Origin of the sequence: Mesorhizobium sp. M0621, from assembly GCF_040320745.1 — a bacterium.
GTDB lineage: Bacteria > Pseudomonadota > Alphaproteobacteria > Rhizobiales > Rhizobiaceae > Mesorhizobium.
Window position 1 is genome coordinate 20,057 of record NZ_JAMYQF010000008.1, and the last position, 22,743, is coordinate 42,799.

28 protein-coding genes and 1 pseudogene are annotated in these 22,743 nt (G+C 60.9%); 18 read left to right on the plus strand and 11 right to left on the minus strand.

What is annotated here, in order from left to right:
• Positions 1–310: 310 nt before the first annotated feature.
• Positions 311–736 (plus strand): hypothetical protein, encoded by a 426-nt coding sequence (locus tag NKI38_RS07805; protein ID WP_352656178.1) that lies wholly within the window; start codon positions 311–313, stop codon positions 734–736.
• Here NKI38_RS07805 and galE read toward each other — a convergent pair.
• Entirely contained in the window at positions 690–1,769 is a 1,080-nt protein-coding gene (gene galE / locus NKI38_RS07810; RefSeq protein WP_352656180.1) for a UDP-glucose 4-epimerase GalE, read from the minus strand. The genes NKI38_RS07805 and galE overlap by 47 nt on opposite strands.
• Complete coding sequence (locus NKI38_RS07815) at positions 1,766–2,803, minus strand: UDP-glucuronic acid decarboxylase family protein (protein WP_352656420.1); 1,038 nt, start codon at positions 2,801–2,803, stop codon at positions 1,766–1,768. Before NKI38_RS07815 ends, galE begins: the two co-directional genes overlap by 4 nt.
• A 1,101-nt stretch (positions 2,804–3,904) precedes the next feature.
• On the opposite strand from NKI38_RS07815, the gene NKI38_RS07820 reads away from it, so the two are divergent.
• From NKI38_RS07820 to NKI38_RS07840, 5 genes are all read left to right on the plus strand, one after another.
• Positions 3,905–4,510: a hypothetical protein gene (locus NKI38_RS07820; RefSeq protein WP_352656182.1), complete on the plus strand. Its 606-nt coding sequence runs from the start codon at positions 3,905–3,907 to the stop codon at positions 4,508–4,510.
• 62 nt (positions 4,511–4,572) lie between these two features.
• A complete protein-coding gene (locus NKI38_RS07825) occupies positions 4,573–5,427 on the plus strand; it encodes a 23S rRNA (adenine(2030)-N(6))-methyltransferase RlmJ (RefSeq protein ID WP_352656184.1) in 855 nt (284 codons plus the stop codon).
• 215 nt (positions 5,428–5,642) lie between these two features.
• Positions 5,643–6,095 (plus strand): hypothetical protein, encoded by a 453-nt coding sequence (locus tag NKI38_RS07830; protein ID WP_352656186.1) that lies wholly within the window; start codon positions 5,643–5,645, stop codon positions 6,093–6,095.
• Between the two features lie 136 nt (positions 6,096–6,231).
• Entirely contained in the window at positions 6,232–6,813 is a 582-nt protein-coding gene (locus NKI38_RS07835; RefSeq protein WP_352656188.1) for a TetR/AcrR family transcriptional regulator, read from the plus strand.
• Positions 6,810–7,646: an EamA family transporter gene (locus tag NKI38_RS07840; RefSeq protein ID WP_352656190.1), complete on the plus strand. Its 837-nt coding sequence runs from the start codon at positions 6,810–6,812 to the stop codon at positions 7,644–7,646. Before NKI38_RS07835 ends, NKI38_RS07840 begins: the two co-directional genes overlap by 4 nt.
• Here NKI38_RS07840 and NKI38_RS07845 read toward each other — a convergent pair.
• From NKI38_RS07845 to NKI38_RS07855, 3 genes are all read right to left on the minus strand, one after another.
• Positions 7,637–7,813 carry a hypothetical protein gene (locus NKI38_RS07845; protein WP_352656192.1) on the minus strand — a complete coding sequence of 59 codons (177 nt, stop codon included), beginning with the start codon at positions 7,811–7,813 and terminating at the stop codon, positions 7,637–7,639. The two genes, NKI38_RS07840 and NKI38_RS07845, sit on opposite strands and share 10 nt — an antisense overlap.
• 139 nt (positions 7,814–7,952) lie before the next feature.
• A complete protein-coding gene (locus NKI38_RS07850) occupies positions 7,953–8,264 on the minus strand; it encodes a transcriptional regulator (protein ID WP_352656193.1) in 312 nt (103 codons plus the stop codon).
• Positions 8,265–8,459: 195 nt separating this feature from the next.
• Positions 8,460–8,717, minus strand: a complete 258-nt coding sequence (locus NKI38_RS07855; RefSeq protein WP_352656195.1) for a hypothetical protein — start codon at positions 8,715–8,717, stop codon at positions 8,460–8,462.
• Positions 8,718–8,839: 122 nt separating this feature from the next.
• Here NKI38_RS07855 and NKI38_RS07860 point away from each other — a divergent pair, with 122 nt between their 5' ends.
• The 3 genes from NKI38_RS07860 to NKI38_RS07870 all read left to right on the plus strand — a co-directional run bounded on the left by NKI38_RS07860 (position 8,840) and on the right by NKI38_RS07870 (position 10,919).
• Positions 8,840–9,307: a hypothetical protein gene (locus NKI38_RS07860; RefSeq protein WP_352656197.1), complete on the plus strand. Its 468-nt coding sequence runs from the start codon at positions 8,840–8,842 to the stop codon at positions 9,305–9,307.
• Positions 9,308–9,486: 179 nt separating this feature from the next.
• Positions 9,487–10,077 carry a GNAT family N-acetyltransferase gene (locus tag NKI38_RS07865; RefSeq protein ID WP_352656198.1) on the plus strand — a complete coding sequence of 197 codons (591 nt, stop codon included), beginning with the start codon at positions 9,487–9,489 and terminating at the stop codon, positions 10,075–10,077.
• A 245-nt stretch (positions 10,078–10,322) separates the two neighbouring features.
• Positions 10,323–10,919: a glutathione S-transferase family protein gene (locus NKI38_RS07870; RefSeq protein WP_352656200.1), complete on the plus strand. Its 597-nt coding sequence runs from the start codon at positions 10,323–10,325 to the stop codon at positions 10,917–10,919.
• 106 nt (positions 10,920–11,025) lie between these two features.
• Here the strand turns inward: NKI38_RS07870 and NKI38_RS07875 are convergent, their stop codons facing one another.
• Positions 11,026–11,682 (minus strand): outer membrane protein, encoded by a 657-nt coding sequence (locus NKI38_RS07875; RefSeq protein WP_352656201.1) that lies wholly within the window; start codon positions 11,680–11,682, stop codon positions 11,026–11,028.
• 412 nt (positions 11,683–12,094) lie between these two features.
• Here NKI38_RS07875 and NKI38_RS07880 point away from each other — a divergent pair, with 412 nt between their 5' ends.
• The 7 genes from NKI38_RS07880 (at position 12,095) to NKI38_RS07910 (ending at position 17,792) form a co-directional block, all read left to right on the plus strand.
• A complete protein-coding gene (locus tag NKI38_RS07880; RefSeq protein ID WP_352656202.1) occupies positions 12,095–12,859 on the plus strand; it encodes an SDR family oxidoreductase in 765 nt (254 codons plus the stop codon).
• Entirely contained in the window at positions 12,856–14,940 is a 2,085-nt protein-coding gene (gene uvrC, locus NKI38_RS07885) for an excinuclease ABC subunit UvrC (RefSeq protein ID WP_352656204.1), read from the plus strand. Before NKI38_RS07880 ends, uvrC begins: the two co-directional genes overlap by 4 nt.
• Before the next feature lie 101 nt (positions 14,941–15,041).
• On the plus strand, positions 15,042–15,638 hold the full coding sequence (gene pgsA, locus NKI38_RS07890) for a CDP-diacylglycerol--glycerol-3-phosphate 3-phosphatidyltransferase (RefSeq protein WP_352627078.1): 597 nt from the start codon (positions 15,042–15,044) through the stop codon (positions 15,636–15,638).
• 1 nt (position 15,639) lies between these two features.
• Positions 15,640–15,897, plus strand: a complete 258-nt coding sequence (gene moaD / locus NKI38_RS07895; protein WP_352656205.1) for a molybdopterin converting factor subunit 1 — start codon at positions 15,640–15,642, stop codon at positions 15,895–15,897.
• Between the two features lies 1 nt (position 15,898).
• Positions 15,899–16,375 (plus strand): molybdenum cofactor biosynthesis protein MoaE, encoded by a 477-nt coding sequence (locus NKI38_RS07900; protein WP_352656207.1) that lies wholly within the window; start codon positions 15,899–15,901, stop codon positions 16,373–16,375.
• A 93-nt stretch (positions 16,376–16,468) separates the two neighbouring features.
• Positions 16,469–17,233, plus strand: coding sequence for a YbaY family lipoprotein (locus NKI38_RS07905; protein WP_352656208.1), 765 nt, complete (start codon positions 16,469–16,471; stop codon positions 17,231–17,233).
• 289 nt (positions 17,234–17,522) lie between these two features.
• The gene (locus NKI38_RS07910; RefSeq protein WP_352656209.1) at positions 17,523–17,792 is read left to right on the plus strand and encodes a hypothetical protein; all 270 of its coding nucleotides are present in this window, start codon (positions 17,523–17,525) and stop codon (positions 17,790–17,792) included.
• 44 nt (positions 17,793–17,836) lie between these two features.
• Here the strand turns inward: NKI38_RS07910 and NKI38_RS07915 are convergent, their stop codons facing one another.
• Both NKI38_RS07915 and ndk read right to left on the minus strand, forming a co-directional pair.
• Complete coding sequence (locus NKI38_RS07915; RefSeq protein ID WP_352656210.1) at positions 17,837–18,433, minus strand: class I SAM-dependent methyltransferase; 597 nt, start codon at positions 18,431–18,433, stop codon at positions 17,837–17,839.
• A 147-nt stretch (positions 18,434–18,580) separates the two neighbouring features.
• Positions 18,581–19,003: a nucleoside-diphosphate kinase gene (gene ndk, locus NKI38_RS07920; RefSeq protein ID WP_023761556.1), complete on the minus strand. Its 423-nt coding sequence runs from the start codon at positions 19,001–19,003 to the stop codon at positions 18,581–18,583.
• Between the two features lie 385 nt (positions 19,004–19,388).
• Here ndk and NKI38_RS07925 point away from each other — a divergent pair, with 385 nt between their 5' ends.
• Entirely contained in the window at positions 19,389–19,643 is a 255-nt protein-coding gene (locus tag NKI38_RS07925; protein WP_352656211.1) for a DUF2934 domain-containing protein, read from the plus strand.
• Between the two features lie 89 nt (positions 19,644–19,732).
• Here the strand turns inward: NKI38_RS07925 and NKI38_RS07930 are convergent.
• Positions 19,733–20,425: pseudogene (locus NKI38_RS07930) on the minus strand (glutathione S-transferase family protein).
• Positions 20,426–20,484: 59 nt separating this feature from the next.
• Here NKI38_RS07930 and NKI38_RS07935 point away from each other — a divergent pair.
• Positions 20,485–20,997, plus strand: a complete 513-nt coding sequence (locus tag NKI38_RS07935; protein WP_352627093.1) for a DinB family protein — start codon at positions 20,485–20,487, stop codon at positions 20,995–20,997.
• A gap of 82 nt (positions 20,998–21,079) precedes the next feature.
• On the opposite strand, the gene NKI38_RS07940 is transcribed toward NKI38_RS07935, so the two are convergent.
• Entirely contained in the window at positions 21,080–21,637 is a 558-nt protein-coding gene (locus NKI38_RS07940; RefSeq protein WP_352656213.1) for a GNAT family N-acetyltransferase, read from the minus strand.
• Between the two features lie 71 nt (positions 21,638–21,708).
• Positions 21,709–22,668: a LysR substrate-binding domain-containing protein gene (locus NKI38_RS07945; RefSeq protein WP_352656215.1), complete on the minus strand. Its 960-nt coding sequence runs from the start codon at positions 22,666–22,668 to the stop codon at positions 21,709–21,711.
• Positions 22,669–22,743 lie beyond the last annotated feature (75 nt).

Here is a 22,743-nt window from a genome sequence, read left to right on the forward strand (position 1 = left end):
CGCCCGCTTCCGACCCACCCAGACGGCTCATGCCGGGGTGCCTGTCAAGGAACTGGCGAATCGCTTATGGTGAAGCATCAAGCGGTTCGGCTGGAGCGGTCGGCGCGCCGACCGCCGATTGATCGCATTCAATTACATCTGACAAAACGACGAGACGATGGGCCTACCATACGGTTTTCATGAAATTTAATAATTAGTGATGTCTAATGTTCATGCGTGATGTGCGAGTGGTTGCTCATGCGGCGTGAAAGCGACGAAGGCATAGTATGTCGCAACGCGCCCTTGGCTTATACTTGATAGCAAGGGACACATGATGAACAATGACGCAATGGGCGCATTTCGCCCAAGCAAAAATATCGTATCTATTGTTACGGCTGTAGTGATGAGCTTCATGGTTGCAGGCTGTCAGAGTATGGATGCGACCGAAACCAGTTCGGTCCTCATCAAGCCCGTGGTCCACGCGGTCCGCAGCCAACCTGCAGTTCAGCCGGTCCAAGCTGAATTCTTCGTGCGTTCGCTCAGAGCTGAGCCTCAGATCCTGATGACAAGCACAATAAGGACCACTGAAAAAGACTACGCCTTTGCATCGCCGCAGCGGATCACGGTCCGCACGCCGGCGCCGGTGAAAGTCTCTTTCAATCCGGGCGATGGCGGCACTGTCCTGGGCAGTTCGCCTTATGTCTGCAGCCCTAGCGGGTTTGGCCAACGCGCGAGCTGCCACCCCCGCTATCTCTGATCTGTCGAGCGGCCACGGACGCTGCCGCCTCGGTTGGCGGCAGTTTCATTGGTTTTGTCTTCAGCCCAAAAAACGGGGCAGCCGTCCTGACGATCGTGTCGATGTCGGAAAGCTCCGGCACGAAGCCAAGCTGTTCGCGTGCGCTTCCAGGATCGGCGTAAAGCTCCGCCGGATCTCCCGGGCGCCGGCTTCTGAAGACGGCCGGAACAGATCTTGACGTCATACGGCCGACCGCCTGGACAATCTCCTTGATGGATACGCCCCGCCCTGTGCCGAGGTTGACCGCCAGGCTTTGTCCGCCGCCCTCGAGATGCATGAGGGCTTTCAGATGGGCGCGGGCCAGATCGCTGACGTGGATATAATCGCGTACGCAGGTGCCGTCCGACGTGTCGTAGTCCGTGCCGAAAACCTCGATCTCGTCGATGATGCCCGATGCGGCCATGAGCACCCTGGGAACCAGGTGCGTTTCCGGCGAATGCCACTCACCAAGTTCGCCGTCGGGATCGGCGCCACAGGCGTTGAAATAGCGCAGGATCGCGAATTTCATTCCGTATGCGGACGCATAGTCGCCGATGATCTGTTCGCCCATCAGCTTGGTGCGCCCGTAAGGGCTGATCGGATTTTGCGCGGAGGTCTCGCGAACGGGCAACGCTTCCGGCACGCCGTAGGTTGCACAACTGCTGGAGAATATGATGTTCTCGATTGAGTTCGCACGCGCCGCATCGAGCACCGCGATGGTGCCTGTCACATTGGTCGAATAGTATTCGGCCGGCTGATGAACGGACTCTCCGACATAGGCCAGCGCCGCAAAGTGGATGACCGCCGTCGGCCGATACGTCTTCATCGCCGCCTGCAGCGCATTCTGGTTGCGGATGTCGCCGACGACAAGCGGACCCCAGGCAACGGATTTCTGATTGCCGCGGCTCAGATTGTCGAAAACCACAGGCAAATAGCCGGCGGCGGCCAGCAGCTTGCAAGTGTGGCTGCCGATGAAGCCGGCCCCCCCCGTCACCAGGATTGCCGGTCGGGTCATGAAGCCGCGGCTCCTTTGGCCATACGGCTTCCGTAGAGCAGGGTGTCAAAATACTCGACGGTACGCGCGAGCCCCTGGCGTAGGCTGACTTTCGGCTCCCAGCCGAGATTGGCCCTGGCAAAGGAAATGTCCGGCTTGCGCTGTCTGGGATCGTCGATCGGCAGTGGCCGATGCACGATCTTCGATCGGGCGTTGGTGTAATCAATGACCAGTGTCGCCAGTTCCATGATGGTGAATTCGGCGGGGTTGCCGAGGTTGACCGGATGCGTGGGCGCACTTGGCGCATTCATCAGCCGGACAAAGCCCTCGATCAGATCGTCGGCATAGCAGAAGGAGCGCGTCTGCAGGCCATGGCCATAGACGGTCAGGTCTTTGCCCTGCAGCGCCTGGACGATGAAGTTTGAAACCACGCGCCCGTCATCGGGTTGCATGCGGCGGCCGTAGGTGTTGAAAATGCGGGCGACCCGGATATCGAGGCCATAGGTTCTCGAATAATCGAAGAACAGGGTTTCGGCCGAGCGCTTGCCCTCATCGTAGCAGGACCGCGGTCCGTGCGTATTGACGTTGCCGAAGTAGCTCTCGGGCTGCGGGTGCACAAAGGGATCGCCATAGACTTCGGACGTCGAGGCCTGGAATATCTTGGCATTGTTCTGGCGGGCGAGCTCCAGAAGGTTCAGCGAACCCAGCACGCTTGTCTTGAAGGTATGGATCGGGTCTGCCTGGTAGTGCGGCGGAGAGGCTGGGCAGGCGAGATTGTAGATCTCATCGCACTGAAGGCCCGAAGGCAGTGCATCGACGATATCGTGCTCGATGCACGTAAATCTCGGATTACGCAGAAGGGCATTGAGATTGTATCTCTTGCCGGTGTGGAAATTGTCCAATGCGACAACGTCGTATCCGTCCCGCAAAAGGCGTTCGCACAGATGCGATCCTAAAAATCCCGCACCTCCGGCGACCAGGGCGCGGCTTCGGCTTTGGTTGGCGCCGCTTTGACTGCCGGATTCCAGTTTCAGAACCTTGACAAGCTTACTCATGCTTTCCCCGCACGCATCGCACACGCTACCGCCCGACCGGACAAAGCATTGCCCGGCCACGTTCATGAGAACGCGACAAACCCTCCGCATCTGCGGAATCGCCATCGTTGATGTGCGTTAATTGTTCTTTGGGGTTCGCGAAGCTGGTGCTGCTACACGATCTACGTGCTGCCGCTCAGCATTCTTGTGCCCCGAATCGCGATCACACGTCTGATGCCATCATCGTCGATTGCTCGCCCAAATTGCACATCCCAACGCATCGAAAATATACCTGTGGAAATCATAGTCAACTAAATTAGCAATTCCTTAATCATATCTGTTTGCGAATGGTTAATCATAAGGCCGGTGTCGGCTTCCCGGGGCTGAGCTATGGCCGTCCTAGGGCGGATCCTCGTTTTGGATCAGCGTATTGGCCCGGTCTCTGAAAAATATACAGTCGGACGCGACGATCTGCTCTCAAGGCAAAATCAAAGCTTGGCAGCGAGGAGCGCCAAGAACGAGCCAGTGGCGCAATTCAGGACGCGACCGGGGAAATGTTCAGCCGAACAATGGAATTTGACGATCTGGGTAGAAGTAAAATTTTCAGAGTGCAAGAGAGTGTTACAAAAAATCGCTCGGATTGCGAATATAAACATCATATTGTGAATATTTATCCGATATGGATTGGTATACTGCAAAAGAATATCAGCCGGTTAGCATCGATAGAAAGCCAGAGTCAAGGATTTGTAAACAAATTTGTTTACAATAGCCGATTTTGATTTGGGTATTTTTTCGTGGTGCTGCTCAAGATCCTTGTGCATCAAGGCCTGTCATTCGCAAGGCACAAGTCAATGATCCCATTTCGTCGGAAAGCGCGCAGGCGCGTTCATTTCATAGTGGAATACCGGTCATTTTAGCAATGGCTTTTGAGCGCATAGGTAGAACCGTGTCCGCATTGTTGCGCGGCCACGCCGCCAATCTGGTTGCTCCTGCACTGCGGAAGACACCTTGCCGTCTTGCTCAAGGCGCGCTAGCCGCGAAAGCCCTGCAGCTGCAACTGGCCATCGCCTTTTGACCGTCGGGGCGCTATTGGCAAGGTCACGATACCCTGTGGTGATGTGAATGCGCTTTCTGTTTGTCCTGATCCTCCTTGCCGGCACCGGCATCGGTGTCATCTACCCTTGGGCGATGAGCAATTTCTCCGGCCATGAGATCGGTACCTGGCGGGTCTACGAGCAGGGCCGCTTCAAGCCGCTGACGGTGCCGCTCGGCAGCCGCGACGCGCCGGTGCGGGTGCTGGTCGACCTGACCGCAAGAGCCGAGCGCATCGTCTCGCAGCAGCGCACCGTGCTGACGCTGACCGCCGCCAGCAGTGGCCGCACGGTGCTCGCCTCGACGCTCCAGTTCAACCATTCCGACAATCCGCGCCAGGCCAGCCCCCAGTTGCCAGACAAGATCTTTCGCGACGAGGCCGGCGTGATCGAGACCGTCAGCCCAGGCCCCTATATCTTCACCGTTGGACCGGGTGATGCCGACGACATACCGATGCGAGCGGTCGATCTCATCCTACGCTCCGGTGTCGGCGAGATCGACAGCCGTGCGCGGCCGGCCGGCTTCTCGCTGATGGCGATCGGCTTGATCGGGTTCTTGCTGACTTTTCGTACTCGTGGCGGCCGGCCGGAAAATCCGAACTCGCAGCCGCCACCGCCGCGCTGGGGTAGGGGCTGATGCATGTCGCCCAAAAGTGTGCAGCGGTTTTGGGGCAACGACATGCATAACGGCACCGAACCATGAATTACCGCCACGCCTATCACGCCGGAAATTTTGCCGACGTCGTCAAACATGTCGTGCTGATGCGTTTGCTCGAGTATCTGAAGCAGAAGGACAAGGCGTTTCGGGTCATCGACACCCATGCCGGCATCGGCCGCTACGACCTGTCGTCGGTCGAAGCGCAGAAGACCGGTGAGTGGCAAGGCGGCATCGGCAGGCTGATCGATGCCCAGTTTGCCGCGCCGGTGGCGGCACTGCTTGCGCCTTATCTGGAGACCGTACGGTCGCTCAACCCCGAGGGCGGCATCCAGAAATATCCGGGCTCGCCGCTGATCGCGCGCCATCTCATGCGCAAGCAGGACCGGCTAACGGCGATCGAGCTGCACCCCAAGGATGTCGCGAAGCTGAGGACGCACTTTGCCGGTGATTTCCAGGCCCGGATCATCGAGCTCGATGGCTGGTTGGCGCTTGGCGCGCATCTGCCGCCGAAGGAAAAGCGCGGCCTGGTTCTTATCGATCCGCCATTCGAGGAAGCGGGTGAGTTCGAGCGCCTCGTCGAAGGGCTCATGAGGGCCCATAAGCGGTGGCCCGGCGGCATCTATGCGCTGTGGTATCCGATCAAGGACCGCAAAGCGATCATCGCCTTCCGAAAGGCGCTGAAGCAATCCGGCATCCCGAAGCTGCTCGACATAGAATTCGAGATCAGGCCGGCTTCTTCGGAGCCCAGCCTCGACGGCAGCGGCCTGCTGTTGGTCAACCCGCCTTTCACGCTGGAGGGCGAACTGCGGATCCTGCTGCCGGCTTTGCACAGACTGCTTGCCGTTGAAAAGCCGGCGCACTGGTCGCTGGAATGGCTGGCCGGCGAGCAGGTTTGACGGGGGAGGACGTTTCGGCTCTCGCCGTTCGGCACCAGGCGCGAAAAGCCGGTGTTCCAGAAGGTGAGGAAGGCGGGCTCTTTGACGACCCAGGGCTCGTGCAAATCCGGCTTAGGCCAACGCCGTTTCAACCTGGGAAACCATTGTTTCCGCAACCGCTTGACCGCCGCCAAGCGAATCCGCACAGTGCGCACAACCGACCTTGAGAGGCTGCTATGACTCGCTTCGCCAAATCCGCACTTGCCGCCCTGATTTCGCTCTGCACGCCGCTTGCCGGGCCTCTCGGCGTCACCCAGGCCGTGCAGGCGGCCGATCTTACGGTGTATTCCGATGAGGACAGCGGCGTCTGTGGCGAAGCCTGGGTGTTGAACAAGATCACCAGCCGCTTCTCCTACCAGGTGCATCACGTGCCGCATCTGCCGGACGTTCAGATCACTGATTTCCAGCGCATCCACCAGCACCGTTATCTGCCGGCCAACGACACCTGGCCGATCGGTCGCCGTTATTGCGGCGCCACCGTCAGTCTCTCCGACGGCCGCGACCGCACCATCTGGTACCTGATCGAGGAGGGCCAGGGCTTCGCCTCGATCGGCGACAATGTCGAATTCTGCGTCTCGGGCTTCGACCGCTGGATGGTCTACAACGGCCGCTGCCGCGTCCTGCGCTGAACTCGGCTTTCCGTTCCTATCTCTTTTCGCGCCTGCGGCCCGATCGGTTGCAGGCGTTTTTCTGTGCCGTGTTGACAGAAGATGCGATCCGCCGCATAGATAGTAGACAGACCTGTCTCATCACCTGGTAGGCACCATGACTTCATCGCCCGCGTCCGACAAGCGCCAACATGTCGTCGAAACGGCCTACACGCTGTTCAAGCGCGGCGGCTTCCATGCCACCGGCATAGACCGGATCATCGCCGAGGCCGATGTGGCCAAGATGACGATGTATCGTCATTTCCCCAGCAAGGACGAGCTGATCGTCGAGGTGCTCGACTACCGCGCCATGCGTTTCGACCGCCAGCTCGACCGGCTCGCCCACGAGGGCATCACGCCAGAGCAGAAAATCGGGAAAATCTTCAGCTGGCATGAACGTTGGTTCCGCAGCCCGGATTTCCATGGTTGCCTGTTTGCACATGCGCTGGCCGAGTTCGGTGATCCTCGGCATCCGGTGTTCAAGGCTGCCGCCAGGCAGAAGAACGGCCTCAAGCAGCGCCTACAGTCGATTATCGAGGAGGTGATGCCGCGTGGCCGGGCTGAGAGCGCGGCGGCGGTGCTGCTGATGCTGATCGAAGGGGCGACTTTGATGGCGCAGATGGGGCAGGCGGACACCGCCATTCGCGACGCCCGCAAGGCGGCCCTGAGCTTCGTCGCTGCTTCGCGCGGGCCGCAATGAGCCCGCTGGTCATCGGGCTCGCGCTGTTTGCCGCGATCCTGCACGCAACCTGGAACGCCTTCCTGCGAACGGGAGCCGACAGGCTGTGGACCATCACCGTCATGAGCTTTTCCAGCACGGCGCTCGCCATTCCCTTCGCCGTCTTCCATGCCCTTCCGGCCGCGCCTGCCTGGTTCTATATCGTGCTCTCGGCCTGCCTTCAGGTCGGCTACAGCGTGTTTCTGGTGGCGGCCTACAGAAATGGTGAGCTGGGACAGGTCTATCCGATCGTTCGCGGCAGCGTGCCGCTGCTTGTCACGCTCGGCGGATTTTTCCTGGCCAACCAGCAGCTCATCATGCCGCAAACAGTCGGCGTCGCGCTGGTCGCTGGTGGCATCATGGGCCTGTCGCTCGGAAGGGGCAGGGCCGCCACGACATCGATACTCTATGCGCTGGCAACGGGCGCGATCATCGCCGCCTATGCGACAGTAGATGCGATCGGCGTTCGCGCGGCGGGAAATGCCGGCGCCTATACCGCCTGGGTCCTGCTGATCTACGGCGGCTTGCTGCCGGTGACCTTCGTCGCCTACCGTGGCCGGCTCATCGTCGACCCGCGGGCGCCGGAAACCTGGAAGGCTCTGGGCGGCGGCCTGTTCGCACTTTTGGCTTACGGCGTCGTGGTCGCGGCCTTCGCGCTCGGGCCGGCCGGTCCCATCACCGCGATCCGCGAAACCAGCGTCGTCTTCGCGGCCTTCATCGGGCGCCTGTTCCTCGGAGAGATGCTGACGCCGCGGCGGGTCGGCGCATGTGCCATTGTCGCGCTCGGCGCCATCTGCCTCGGCTATCAGCCGTGACGAAAATGCGCATCGCCAAGCCCCTGAATTTTCCTGATGTCGCCGACAGGCAAACCGGCTGATCTGAATGCCCGAGACCTTGCCACCATCGTTGCCTTCGTGTCTTCGCTGCCGGACAACATGACGATCGTTGCGCGCACGATCTCCAGCAGCTGCGCCTCGGGCATCGATGATCGGTGCCGGCGTCGCCGCGGTCGCCACGCGTTAGAATAATTCCGGGAAACGTGGGAAGCGCTTTCCCCCTGGGAATTGCGTCAGAACAAAGAGGGCAATTGCTCGCTCCAGGAGAGATCGCCAGTCGCCGCGCTATTTTCTGCGCGGCGCTGCCTCAGCATGATCGAGGATTTTGCGCAGGAACGCGGCGTGGCCGCGGAACGCGCGCCGTCCGCTCGTCGTTGCCCTGACGCGCGTCTGCGGTCGGCGCCCGACGAACAGTTTTTCGATGTCGACATAACCGGCTCTGGCCAGCGTATCGAGATGTGCGCCGAGATTGCCGTCGGTGACGTCCATGATGGCCTTCAACTGGCTGAAGTCCAGCGTTTCTCGCCTTTCCAGTATGTTCAGGGCGGCCATGATCCTGAGCCGAGTGCTCTGGTGGATGATTTCGTCGGCACCCATCAGCCGGCTCCGATGCGGCGACGCCGGAGACCGCCGACGACGAGGTCGCCGTCATGGGGTGCCGCCTCGGCAATCTCGAACAGTGACAGCGCCCCTTGCTTCCGTGCGATCGACATTGAAGCACCTCTGTATCCTGCGCAGAATACTCTGTGATGTAGAGCAATCTGTCAAATCATGCACATGCCGGTGATGCGATCATGCTTGACAAGGTGATGCAGCGATCGGCTGTCGGATTGCAGTGTAGATCGTCTGCTTGCACGAGATGATCGCACCGCTGAACCAGCGGGTCATGATGTCAGCGGCCGAAGATCGATGCGCAAAGCTGCTCGCTGATCTTCGAAGCTTCATCGGAGGAGCGATCTCGCGGGCGTGTAAAATGTCGGCGGCACATTGCTGGCAATGATCGAAGATCAGCAGCGGATTTTTGCGATGAACAGCGCGATCGTGTGCCATTCGTAACCAAAACTTAAGCTGCGAAAATCAGTCTATTGCTTCGCTGGCTAGCAAGCCGCGAGTCAGATATGCATGAGCGCGCCGGGTCATTACGACCGTCGGCACAACGGAAGGGGCATCGCATGGCTAAGCAGTCATCCAAAGCGCCGGCGTCCAAGGCACCGGCAAAGAAAGCACCCGCAAAAGCAGCGACGGCGAAGGTCGCAGCTGCAGTGAAGAAAGCAGCACCTGCTGCCAAGCCGAAGGCCGCGGCGGCCAAGGCAAAAGCAGCGCCGTCGAAGAAGCCGGCGGCAAAGGCCGCGGCAAAACCGGCAGTGAAGAAGGCAGCACCCGCCAAGGCAGCGGCAAAGCCGGCTGCGAAGGCGGCACCGGCCAAGAAGCCGGCTGCCAAGGCTGCGGCAAAACCCGCAGTGAAGAAGGCAGCAGCACCTGCCAAGAAGCCGGCTGCGAAGGCTGCGCCTGCCAAGAAGCCTGCAGCGAAAGCTGCACCGGCAAAGAAGGCGGCGGCAGCGAAGTCTTCAGCACCGGTGAAGAAAGCGGCGCCCGCGGCCAAGCCGAAGGCAGCACCCGCGAAGGCCGGCAAGAAGTAATCGCGTCTTCCCTCGCCGGGGGCAGTGCCGAGACAGTCAAGGGCGGGTGCCTGACAGGCGCCCCGCTCGTTGCTTCGGCATTCGGAAGGCGAGAACAGAGGCGGACGGAGGATATCTTTTCGCAGCTCCCAGGACTTCGCCACAGGGCGAAGTCCGGTGGGGCTTTGTCGGTGTCACCGATGGCGTATCAAATCCCGGCGCGAGGCCTCTCGGCCTTTGTCGTCGACCGCCTGATCCGCGTGCCGCCAGTGTCTGCGCCGCAGGGAATTCGGGCCGGCTGCGTGGGTGGTGAAGTGACGTTGGACCTCACGATTCGCAGAGCAAACGAGGACGATGCGGAAGCCGTGAGCCGCGTGATCCTGGCAGCTTTGCGACAGACCAATGCGAAAGACTATTCGCAAGACATCATCGCTCGCGTGGAACAGAGCTTCAGCCCATCCGCTGTCTTGACGCTTTTGAGAAAGCGAAGGGTTTCTGTCGCGGTCGTGCGTGGCAGGATCGTTGGAACAGCCAGCCTAGATGGAAGTATTGTTCGATCCGTCTTTGTGGATCCTGAACTGCAAGGCCGTGGTATCGGCAAACGACTTATGGCGGAGGTCGAGGAAGCGGCGCACGCCGGCGGTGTCACGGTGCTGACCGTACCGTCCTCGGTTACCGCAGAGCCATTTTACGCCGGGCTTGGATTCAAGGCAGTTCGAGACAGCTACTATGGTGATGAACGCACCATCATCATGGAACGCTCGCTAAACGATCCCGGTCAACGACGCTAACGCATGTAGCTCAAAAGTGGCTCCGGTTGGGACCACGACATGGATTGAATCCGTGTCGACGCGAACGCGCTTCAGGCCGATGTTGCACTGTTGGCGTATGCATATTGCGTGATAGCGGAAAGACTGCAGGACGCCGACTCGCCAACCCCCGTCGCTCGCTGGCGGCCGGGTTTTCCGCTTCTGGCCATTGCTCGATCGCGCCCGATCGGTCAACACTGCCCGCCTGCAAAACAGGAAACCGATCCATGCCGAAGCTGCTCTACGCGTCGTCTTCTCCCTACAGTTCCAAAGTACGAATGGCAGCAGCCTATGCCGGCATCGCCGTCGATCTGGTGCCGATCAAGACCGAGGAGAAGCCAGCCGACTTGATGATCGCCAACCCGCTCGGCAAGATTCCGGTCCTGGTGCTCGATGACGGCCGCTCCATCCATGACAGCCGCGCCATCACCCAGCACCTCAATCGGGTTTCGAAGAACGCGCTTTTTCCGCGCAATCCCGACAAGCGGCTTGAGGCGGAAGTGCTGGAGGCGTTGGCGGACGGCATATGCGACTGTGCCCTGTCGATGGTCTATGAACGGCGCACGCGGCCTGAGGAGATGGTCTATCAGCCTTGGCTCGACCGCCAATGGGGAAAGATCACGGCGGCACTCGATCTGCTCAACGCCAATCCGCCGAAGCTGCCGAAGAAGATCACTGCCGGCCAGATGGCGCTGCGCGCCTGCCTTGGCTATCTCTCGCTTCGCTTCGCCGGAAAATGGGAAAAGGGCCGCGCCCGGCTGACGCGGTGGGTAGCGCGCTTCGACGAGAAATTTCCAGACCTGAAGCCCTGCATTCCCGGGTGATCCACTTGATCACCCCCAGTGATCAATTCGATCTCCCGCGTGATCATTCGGACACAAAAAAAGCCGGGCGCGAGGCCCGGCTTTTTCGTGTCGTGGCTTGGACGACTTAGAACTTCATACCGACGCCAAAGGTGACGCGGTTGTCGGTGGCCTTGACCTTGCCGATACCGTCGAAGCTCTTGCTGCCGAAGTCGGTGTAGCGGTACTCGACACGGCCGAAGACATTGTCGGTCAGCTTGATGTCGGTGCCGAGGCCGGCGGTCCAGCCGATCATGGTTGCGGTATCGCTGGCGCCAAGGACGCTATCTTCCACCTTTAGGCTTCTGCCGGCAAGACCGCCAGTGCCGTAGAGCAGGATTTCCGGGGTCACAGCGTAGCCGAGACGGGCACGCAGCGAGCCTTCGAAGCCGGCCTTGGAGTCGATGCCGTTATCGTCACCCTTCACGCCGTTGTAGCCGAGTTCGGCTTCAGCACCGTAAACGAAGTTCTCCTGCTGCCACTGGTAGCCGCCGAAGACGCTGCCGACGAAACCCTTGGTATCGGTCTCAACGCCGAAATCCTTTTCCTTCGTACGGCCGCTGAAGCCATAGCCGACGTTGAGACCGGCATAGGGGCCGGCCCACGAAGCGACGGGAAGCTCAGCAATCGGCGCGGGTGCCGGCGGCTCTTCCTGGACGACGTCCGCGGCGTAGGCGGTTCCGCTGAGGGCGAAGAGCCCGAGCGCCACGGCCAGCGGCCGTGCGAATTTGAGATTGGCTTGCATTGTTCTTTACTCCTTAAGCCACAGGACACAGGCTTTTTTCTCACGATCGCCATCAACCCGTCCGGGGGGTGAAACGGATCTGGCGTTCGTCGGTTCCAAATGTCGTGTCAAAATGCGGCTGAAGCGAACCTGAACTTGGGTCATTCCCCGGCACGAATGAGGCAGAACCTTGACGTTGCATCTTCGCAACAGCGAAATGGCAGGAGCCGTCCCGTGCTGCGCTGCACGCCGCTTGGTGCAAGGAGTCCAGCGCCCTATATTCCGGTCCGGCGGTTCCGGGTCCAAGGCGAGTCGGAACGCCGAAAAGGCCGTTTCGCCACAATGCTGCCCAAGGTGCGAACGCCATTTAACGCATGCCGGGCCATATTTCGCCGGCACCGTTTTTTGGGCCGAAAATGAGGATTGACACCCTATGAGCAAAGCCACGGCCACGGCACTGGTGACGGGTGGGGCCAGACGGATCGGCAGGGCAATCGTCGAGGATCTCGCCGCGCATGGTTTTGCCGTCGCCATCCATTGCAACCGCTCTCACATCGAGGCCGATGCCTTGGCTGCCGCAGTCATCGCCAGCGGTGGCCGCGCCGCCGTGATCGCCGCCGACTTGACCGATATGGACGCTGTCGGCGACCTCGTCGGGCAGGCGGGAGCAGCGCTCGGACCGGTCTCGTTGCTGGTCAACAATGCGTCGCTGTTCGTGGACGATTCGGTTCTGGATTTCGACTGGCGGGCCTGGAATCGGCACTTTGCCGTGCATGTGAAGGCTCCGGCGCTGCTGGCGCAGAATTTCGCCCGGGCGTTGCCGGCGCGGCAGGAGGGCTTGATCGTCAACATCATCGACCAGCGCGTCTGGCGGCCGACGCCGCGCTATTTCTCCTATGCGCTGTCCAAGTCGACGCTGTGGACGGCGACGCAGATGATGGCGCAGGCGCTCGGTCCCCGCATCCGCGTCAACGCCATCGGTCCGGGGCCGACCTTGAAGAACACACGCCAGGACGACAGCGATTTTGCCGCCCAAGTCGATGGCTTGATCCTCAAGCGCGGCCCGGAATTGCCGGAATTCGGCGCCACAATCCGTTATCTCTGGAACGCGCGCTCAGTCACCGGCCAGATGATCGCGCTCGATGGCGGCCAGCATCTTGCATGGCAGACGCCTGATGTGACAGGCATGACGGAATGAGTCCTTTGGATCACAAAAACAAGCCGCGCGGCGGCGCCGACGATCTGCCCCCCGATATCGACCTAGAGGATGAGGCAGCCGAGGAGATCGTGGAACCTGCCGGTCCCGATGTCGCCTTCACCGCCATCGACTGGACGCCGCATGCCGGCGACGCCGAAGGCATGGTCGGTGCCGAGGTGATCCAGACGCTGGTAAAGCGGCTGCCCAACGCGCCCGGTGTTTACCGCATGATGAACGCTGCCGGCGACGTGCTCTATGTCGGCAAGGCGCGCAGCCTGAAGAAGCGCGTCACCAACTATGCGCAAGGCCGCTTCCACACCACCCGCATCGGCCGCATGGTGCGCGAGACATCGACGATGGAGTTCGTCGTCACCCGCACCGAGATCGAAGCGCTGCTGCTCGAAGCCAATCTTATCAAGCGCTTGCGGCCGCGATTCAATGTGCTGATGCGCGACGACAAGTCGTTTCCCTATATTCTTTTGACCGGCGACCATGTCTCGCCCGGCATCTACAAGCATCGCGGCGCGCGCTCGCGCAAAGGCGACTATTTCGGCCCCTTCGCTTCGGCCGGCGCCGTTGGCCGCACCATCAACTCGCTGCAGCGCGCCTTTTTGCTCAGGAGTTGCACCAACTCTTTTTACGAGAACCGCACGCGGCCGTGCCTGCTTTATCAGATCAAACGCTGCGCTGGCCCCTGCACCGGAGAGATCTCGCACCAGGACTATGCCAAGCTGGTCGGCGAAGCGAAGGACTTTTTGTCCGGTCGGAGCCAGAAGGTGAAGACGGAAATCTCCGCCGCCATGCAGCAGGCGTCTGAAGCTCTCGATTTCGAGCGCGCCGCGATCTATCGCGACCGGCTGGCCGCGCTGTCGCATGTGCAGAGCCACCAAGGCATCAATCCGGCGACCGTCGACGAGGCCGATGTCTTTGCCATCCATCAGGAAGGCGGCCAGGTCTGTATCCAGGTGTTCTTCTTCCGCACCGGTCAGAACTGGGGCAACCGCGCCTATTTCCCCAAGGCCGACCCGACGCTGGAAGCGGCGGAGGTGTTGGGCTCGTTCCTGGCGCAGTTCTATGACGACAAGCCGACGCCGCGGAACATTCTTCTGTCGCATGGCGTCGAGGACCAGGAATTGCTGGCCGAGGCGCTCTCGACCCGCGCCGGCCGCAAGGTGGCGATCTCGGTGCCGCAGCGAGGCGAGAAGAAGGACCTGACCGACAACGCGCTGCAGAATGCCCGTGAGGCGCTGGGCAGGCGGCTGGCCGAAACCTCCACCCAGGGACGCCTGCTTGCCGGTTTCGCCGAAACCTTCGGCCTGGCCAAGCCGCCGGTGCGCATCGAAGTCTATGACAATTCGCATATCATGGGCACCAATGCGGTCGGCGCCATGGTGGTCGCCGGGCCGGAAGGGTTTGTGAAGAACCAGTACAGAAAATTCAACATCCGCTCGACCGAGATCACACCGGGCGACGATTTCGGCATGATGCGCGAGGTGATGGAGCGGCGGTTTTCGCGGCTTCTCAAGGAACATGGCGACGTTGCCGTTGCCGACGATGCGGCGGCAGGCGAGGCGATGGCAGCCGAAGCGGGCGATGATATCGAAGACGATATTTCCGGCAACTTTCCGGCCTGGCCCGATGTCATCCTGATCGACGGCGGCCAGGGCCAGATGAGCGCGGTGCGCAAGATCCTCTCGGATCTCGGCATCGAGGATCGTGTCGTGGCCATCGGCATCGCCAAGGGCCAGGACCGCGATGCCGGCCGTGAGCGTTTCTTCGTCAGGGGCAGGGACTCCTTTTCGCTCCCCGTGCGCGATCCCGTTCTCTATTTCGTCCAGCGCCTGCGCGACGAGGTCCACCGTTTCGCCATCGGCTCGCACCGTGCGCGCCGCAAGAAGGAGATGGTCAAGAGTCCGCTCGATGAGATCAGCGGTATCGGTCCGGGCCGCAAACGAGCCCTGCTACTGGCCTTCGGCACCGCCAAGGCGGTCAGCCGCGCCGCGATCGAGGATCTGCGCAAAGTCGACGGCATTTCCGAGCAGGTCGCGAAACTGGTCTACAATCATTTCCATGAGAGCTGACAGCCAGGATGCTATTTTCATCTGGCCAATCGATTCTCGCCTGTTGACCCCCTACATCCGCATCTGATTTGAGTACGCAGGCAGAAAGAGTTCCCCGAGATATGGCCAAGCGCGCGTTCAACCTGCCCAACATGCTCACCTACGCCCGCATCATCGCGGTGCCGCTGGTGGTGCTGTGTTTTTTTCTCGAAGGGCATCTGAAGTCGAGCGATTTTGCCCGCTGGTCGGCGCTGGTCATCTTCCTGCTCGCCTCGATTACCGATTATCTGGATGGCTACCTGGCGCGCGCCTGGCAGCAGACCTCCAATATCGGCAAGATGCTTGACCCGATCGCCGACAAATTGCTGGTCGCTACCTGCCTGTTGCTGCTGGCAGCCGACACCGATCGCCATGCCGGCATTGCCGGTTGGTCGCTGTGGGCGGCGATCATCATCCTGTGCCGCGAAATCCTCGTCTCGGGCCTGCGCGAGTATCTGGCGGCGCTCAAGGTCTCGGTGCCAGTGACGCAGCTGGCAAAATGGAAGACCGCGATCCAGATGGTCGCCATCGCCTTCCTGCTGGCCGGGCCGGCCGGCGACAAGATCTTCCCGCTGACCACCCAGACCGGGCTGGTGCTGCTGTGGATCGCCGCGTTGGTTACGCTCTACACGGGCTACGACTATTTCCGCGCCGGCCTCAAGCACATCATGGACGAGTGAGATGACGACCCGGCTCATCTATTTTGCATGGGTGCGCGAACGCATCGGCATGCCTGAGGAAAACGTCGACTTGCCTGCTGGCATTGAGACGGTCGCCGATCTTCTGCGCTGGCTGAAATCGCGCGGCGAAGGCTACGAGCACGCGCTGCAATATCCCGACGTGATCCGCGTCGCCATCAACCAGGAACATGTCGAGCACCGCGAGAAGATATCAGGCGCGCGCGAGATTGCGTTGTTCCCGCCGATGACCGGGGGCTGACATGACCGGCACGATCGTACCTGTCGTGCGCATTCAGGCGCAGGATTTCGACGTCGCCGCCGAGATCGCCAGACTGACGCAAGGCCGCGCCGATATCGGCGCAGTGGTGACCTTCTCCGGCCTTTGCCGCGACGAGCAGGGCGCGCTTTCGGCGCTTGAACTCGAACACTATCCCGGCATGGCGGAGGCCGAGATCGCCCGCATCGCCGCTGAAGCGGTTCAGCGCTGGCCGCTGCAAGGCCTCACCGCCATCCATCGCCACGGCAAGATAGCGCCCGGCGACAACATCGTGCTGGTGGTAGCCGCCTCGGCACATCGCAAGGCGGCATTCGAGGCGGCGAACTTTCTCATGGACTATTTGAAATCGCGCGCGCCGTTCTGGAAGAAGGAGCACCGCACCGACGGCTCCGAGGGTGGCTGGGTCGAGGCCAAGGAAGCCGACGCCAGTGCCGCGCAGCGCTGGAAACCGACCGTATAAAATTCGGCCGCAGCCATGCATTGACCGCAATCCTTTGGCCAATTGACCGCGGTTGATCAGCCTGGGCGTTGGTTGCCTGGGCAGGAGATGGTCATGCTGGACAGGATCGCGGAGTTCTTCGTCTTCGGTTTCGTGCCTCTGGTCGTCGGCATATTGGCCGTGCCGGAACCATCTGTTGCCGCCGAAAAGGTCGTGAGAGGCGAGGTGATCTATCGCGAGCGCATCGCCTTGCCGCCCAGTGCCGTGCTCTCCGTCCAACTTGCCGACGTGTCGCTGTCCGATGTGCCGGCCACGATCATCGGCGAGCAGAAAGTGAAGCCGGCCGGCCAGGTGCCGATCAGCTTCGAGATCAAATTCGATCCCTCCGTCATCCGGCCGCGGATGACTTACGCATTGCAAGCCCGCATTACCGTCGACGACAAGCTTATCTTCATCTCCGATATGCGCCATCAGGTCGATCCGCTGACCGACGTGCCGCAGACCGTCATGCTGAAGATGGTCACGCCGAGCACTGAGCCGACGGCTTCCTTCTTTGGTCAGGTTTGGCTGGTCGACTATGTCGACGGCATCGGTGCCATCACCGCGCCGCAAGCGACGCTCACGGTCAGCGAGGCCGGCAAGGCGGGCGGCAGCGGCCCCTGCAACACCTATTTCGCCACCGCCAAGGTCGACGGCCAGACGATTGCGATCAGCGATATCGGCTCGACCTACAAGGCCTGCACTCCCGAGGTGATGGCCGAGGAAAAGGCGCTGTTCGATGCATTGGCCAAGGCTGCGTCATACAGTGTCGATGCCGGCAAGCTCGTCATATCAGACAAGGATGGCCGCGAGATCCTGCGCCTCAGCGCCGCGAGCTAGCGCAATTCCAGGAAAAATGTGAAATAGGTTTCCCGGGAAAAGCGCATAGCGCTTTCCCTTGGGAATTGCGTCAAAACAAAGAGATAGGGCAGTTCGGCGTTTCCGTGAAACGGTGAACCGCTCTGGCGCGTATTTGGAACGCCACCACTTTTCCGGAATAATTCGGGCAAGAGAAGCGTTTCTCCCAGACAGGGCGGGTGAGGCAAGAGGGGTATTTTCGAATATCCCTTCGTTGAAGCCGCCAGAACTGCTGCGGCTCGTTCTGGCTTAACTCAAAGGGAGTCCAGAGATGAAAACGCACGCGCTTATCCTTGCCGCCACAGGCGTATCGCTCTTTGCTTTTACCGGCCTCGCGAAGGCGGACGACCATCTGTTCAACGCCCTTCAGCATGGTCTCAGCACCGATGGCCATCCCTTCACGACCAACAAGGCTGGCCACAGCGGCGATCTCGCGCCTGGGCAGGGTAGTCCATTTACCGGCGAGGATACCCAGACGCCAGCCACCGACACGGCAGCGGCGAACGCCCATGCGAACGTAAAAGATCGTCAGGCGAAGTGACCAGAACCCCGCCGCTGGGGCCGGCGGGCTTCTCAAGCCGTAGTCTATTCGAACACGGCGCCATAGTGATAGGGAGGCACCTCGACCAGGTCGGCAAGCCTGAGACCACCTGCTTCTGCGGCTGTCACGGTCTGTTCCGGTGACAGCCTCAATTCGGTCCTCGGTCCGCGGGGCTCGCCCTGGACGATCGTTGTTTCGCGCGGACGCTGGTGCCAGTTGACAACGGCGAAACGTCCGCCCGGACCGAGTGCTGCCCGCACCGCGCGTACCAAACGGGGCCGGTCCGGAACGCCGTGAAAGGCGTTGGCCAGGAAGATGAAATCGGCCGGTCGAGGCGCCAGCCTTGCAAGCTCATAAGCATTGCCTGCGACAAAGTCGCAATTCGTCGCGCCGCTTTCGGTCAACCGGTGTTTGGCGGCTTCGAGCAGATCGGCGTCGATATCGATGGCGACGACATGGCGGGCTACCTTGGCCATCGGTAGCGTGAACCAGCCGTCGCCGCAGCACAGATCGATCACCTCCATACCTGGCTTAATCCCCGTTGCCGAAAGCACGGCGGCGGGGTCGGGCCAAAGCGCCTCCCACCAGCCGCTGTTCGGCATCTCGGTGCCTTGGAAGAAACCCGGAATGGCACTGGTCATGCTGTGGTCCGCTCCATTGTCGGCTATATGCGCTCCATGTCTCATACTAGTACATGCAGTTCGCACGCGAGGCCTGACCGTTCGGCCATGAAAAAGGCCGGCGAAACGCCGGCCTTTTTCATGTGATCCGAGATCTGGACGATCGGCTCAGCCGACGATCTCGGTGTCGGAGAACCAGTACTTGATCTCTTCTGCCGCGGTCTCCGGCGCATCGGAGCCGTGCACCGAATTCTCGCCGATCGACAGCGCATGCACCTTGCGGATGGTACCTTCGGCGGCGTTGGCCGGGTTGGTGGCGCCCATCACTTCGCGGTTGCGGGCAATGGCGTTCTCACCTTCCAGCACCTGCACGACTGTCGGCGCCGACGACATGAACTCCACCAGCTCGCCGAAGAACGGGCGATCCTTGTGGACGGCATAAAAGCCTTCAGCTTCGCGGCGGCTCATCCAGACCCGGCGCGAGGCGATGACGCGCAGGCCGGCCTCTTCCAGCATCTTGGTGATGGCGCCGGTGAGGTTGCGCCGGGTTGCGTCCGGCTTGATCATGGAAAATGTGCGTTCGAGCGCCATGGGTCGTCCTTGTCTGAGAATAGAATTGAGAGTGGCGGGCTCTATACAAGCCGCCCGGCCCATTGCCAAGGGGTGAGGCCAAAGGGGTGAGGGATAGTCCGCGAAGCGGACGGAAAGCCAATTGCTCGGCTTTCCGAGTGACGAACGGTGAAAGCCCGGTCCGCCTTCGGGCGGATTGAAAGGTCCAGTGGACCTTTCAAAGGGTTTGAATGCCCGAAGGGCGGGAGCGATAGCGAAGGGCCGGAACGGTGCGTGTTTCTATGCAAGGCTTGTGTCGACAAGGTGAGCCGGAGGCGAGATCGGATGGCTGCACAGCAATGCTTTGCTTGCTATAGTCAACTGTCGGCGCCGCGCTGAAGTCGGCCCGCATGGAGACAACACGACCATGGCAGACGATCGTCAGGAACGCATTCGCAACCGCGCGCATCAGATCTGGCTGCAAGAGGGACAGCCGGCTGGACACCATGAGCGTCATTGGCATCAGGCGGCAGCCGATGTCGACCAGGAGGATGCTGCGGGGAAGTCGGCAGCCAAAAAGCCGACCAGGAAGGCAGCTGGCGCCAGCAAGGCAAAAGCCGCCCCCAAGGAAGCAAAGGCTGCCACGAAGGCCAGCAAGCCAAAGAAGGCGCCGGCCAAGTAAAGCCTGGCTATCTCCTCGCTGCTGAGCTTTCTTGCAGGACATTGACGGCCCACCTACTGCCTTGCGGCAAGGGGCAGGGCGTTGCGGCGTCACGCTGCCGCGGCCACCTGTCGTCCCAGCCCGCCATGCAGGTCGAGGCAGCGGGCGAACCATTGCGCCACCACGTCGCCGTCGTCGAGCAATTGGTAGGGCGAGGCTATGCGCGCCCATTGCAGCGCGCCGAAGACGATATAGTCGGCAAACAGCGGCGACGCACCGCCGATGAAAGGCTGATAGCCGAGCGTTGAACGCAAGGGTTCCAGCGAGGCCCTGAAGTTGCCGAGCCCGGCCTCCCGGGTTGCCATCACGTCTTCCAGCCGCTTGCCGAGGCGCTGTTCCCGACTCTTTCGGAAATAGGCGGCGTTCTCCGCGTCCTGCATGGCATGCAGGTCGATGATCGCGGCAGTGGTCACATAGGGCTGGATGGTCAGTTGCTACCAGCGTTCGATGAAGCGCGCCATCGTCTTGCCGCCTTCACCGCCAAACAGCGTCGGCCGATCCGGATAGGCCTCATCGAGATAGAGCGCGATAGCTAAGGAATCCGCGACGACCATCTCGCCGTCGCGGATCACAGGAACGGTTTTCGAAACGCCGCCTTCGACAGCGGGCACCTCGAGAAAGCGCGTCGGCACGGTTGATATGTCGAGCTCCTTGTGGGCAAGCGCCATCGCCACCTTCCAGCAATGCGGGCTGAACGGACGTGTGGTGTCGCGTCCGACGAGGTCATAGAGCAGAATGGTCATTGGCGGCGGCCCCCTCACGGGTTAGGTAGGCCTCGCATCGACGCGAGCCGAGGGAAGCCATGAGACAGCATTTCATGATGTTTGCGGCCTATAATCAATGGGCCAATGGCCGCATCTATGATGCCGCCGCCGAACTCGACGAAGAGGAATTCAATCGCAATGTCGGCGCCTTTTTCGGCTCGATGATGGGCACGCTCAACCACCTGCTGACAGCCGACCGCATCTGGATGAAGCGCTTCACTGGCGAGGGCGACGCGCCGACGACGCTGGACGCCATCCTGCATCGTGGTTTGCCCGGCCTGCGGATGGCGCGTGAAGCCGAGGACAGAAGGATCATCGATTGGGTCGGCGGCCTCAATGACAAGGCGTTGACGGGCCGCTTCACCTATATGACCGTCTCGGACATGCGCACGGTCTCGCAAAGGCTGGCGCCGGCGCTGGACCATGTCTTCAATCACCAGACCCACCATCGCGGCCAGGCGCATGCCATTCTAACCATGCTGGGCAAGCCAAGCCTGGGGTTGGATCTGATGCTCTTCCAGCGCACCGAGGAGGGCAGGGCTTTCGCCTGATCCCCGCGATGTTTGGCGGTTGTGAGTTCAAAGGTTGAGGGCCAGCTCCCTTATCGCTGCATTTTGTGCTGCAGCATCGTCTTTACGTCAGGCCACTCGGAATCGATGATGCTGAACCGGACGGAATTGCGCTTCCGTCCGTCCGGCATGATCCGCTCATTGCGAACGATCCCTTCCTGCTTGTCCCAATTCGCAGAATGGCTGCCCTTGACGCGTGGTTCAGTTCGTCCGTGGTGAATTGCACACGGACACATCCCATGACCTCGAATGCATGGGTCAGGAGAAGATACTTCGCCTCGGTATTGACCCCGGACCGCTGAACCGAGCTGCTGAGCCAGCTATGCCCTATCTCCAGCTTTCTATCCGCTCGATCGATCTTCCAAAACCGCGTACTTCCGCAGATCAGTCCCGTGCTGCGCTTGACGATTGCATAAGGCATGACAGTGCCGGCCTGTCGTCCAGCCAGGGCGTTGGCCATATATCCATCGATCGTATCTGGCCCGGGGATCACGGTGGCCTTCAGGTTCCACAGCGCACCATCCGCCGCCGCGCTCAGAAGCCCCGACGAATGGTCCTGCTGAAGCGGCACGAGTTCTACAATCACACCGACCAAGACGGGCTGTATGGATTGGGCGTACATTAACCGCTGGCTCTCAACTTGCCTCTTGCCGGTCGTATCTCGTCTGCAGACAACCAATGCTTGCCCGAAATTCAGACAGCCATCGCAGCCTCGCTGCTGATTTCACTGTCCAGCTGACGCTGCGTTAAAGCCGCTTCCGCCATCACCCAGTGCTTGAACAGCAGCACCTTGCGTGTGGCAAGGCTCTTTGGGGGAGAGACAAAATACCAGCCAGCCGTGTTTGGATGGTGGACGGCGAATGGCGCCACAAGCCTTTCGGCGCGGATATCGCTGGCCATATAGGCGCGGTTGGCCACCGCAAAGCCCATCCCGGAATTGGCTGCCTCGTAGGACATCATGCACGAGTCGAAATAGATGCTTTTGGTCTCGCTGAGCACGAAGCTGGCACCGGCGAAACCAAGCCAGGATTGCCAGTTCTGGGTGCAGGTATCGGAATGCAGCAGCGTGAAGTGCCTGAGATCATCCGGCGTCACCTTCGACAGCTGCTTGTCGGCGAGAACTTCATGAAACAGCTTGCGGCTGCACACCGGTGTCAGGTCTTCGCGAAACAGCAGATTGGATTGCAACCCGTGAAAGTGACCGTCGCCATAGCGGATTTCAAGATCGAACTCGGAGGTCGTGAACTCATGCGTCGCGTAGGAGGTCGAGACCCGCATCACGATATCGGGGTATCGCTGCTGGAACAGCGGCAGGCGCGGAAACAGCCAGCGTGCCGCAAAGGTCGGCAGCACTGATATCTTCAACACATGTTCCTGGGATTGCCCGGTCGCTTCCATGCTGGCGGCGACGATTCTCTCCAGCGCCTCGCGAACGCGCGAGACATAGGTCTCGCCCTCCGGCGTCAGCGACACCGCATTGCCGCCGCGCTGGAATATCTTGAATCGCAGCTGATCCTCCAGGCTTTTGACGCGCTGGCTGACCGCTGAAGCGGTGATAAATTGTTCTTCGCCGGCGCGCGTGAAATTCCCGTGCCGCGCAGCACTCTCGACGATTTTCAGCGAATTGAGGTTGACCTGACTGAGCAGACGCACGGTTTCGACCTTAAGCTGGGCTTACACTAGCACCAGCATTCCTAATTTTACAGGGGGGGCTAATTTATTCGACTG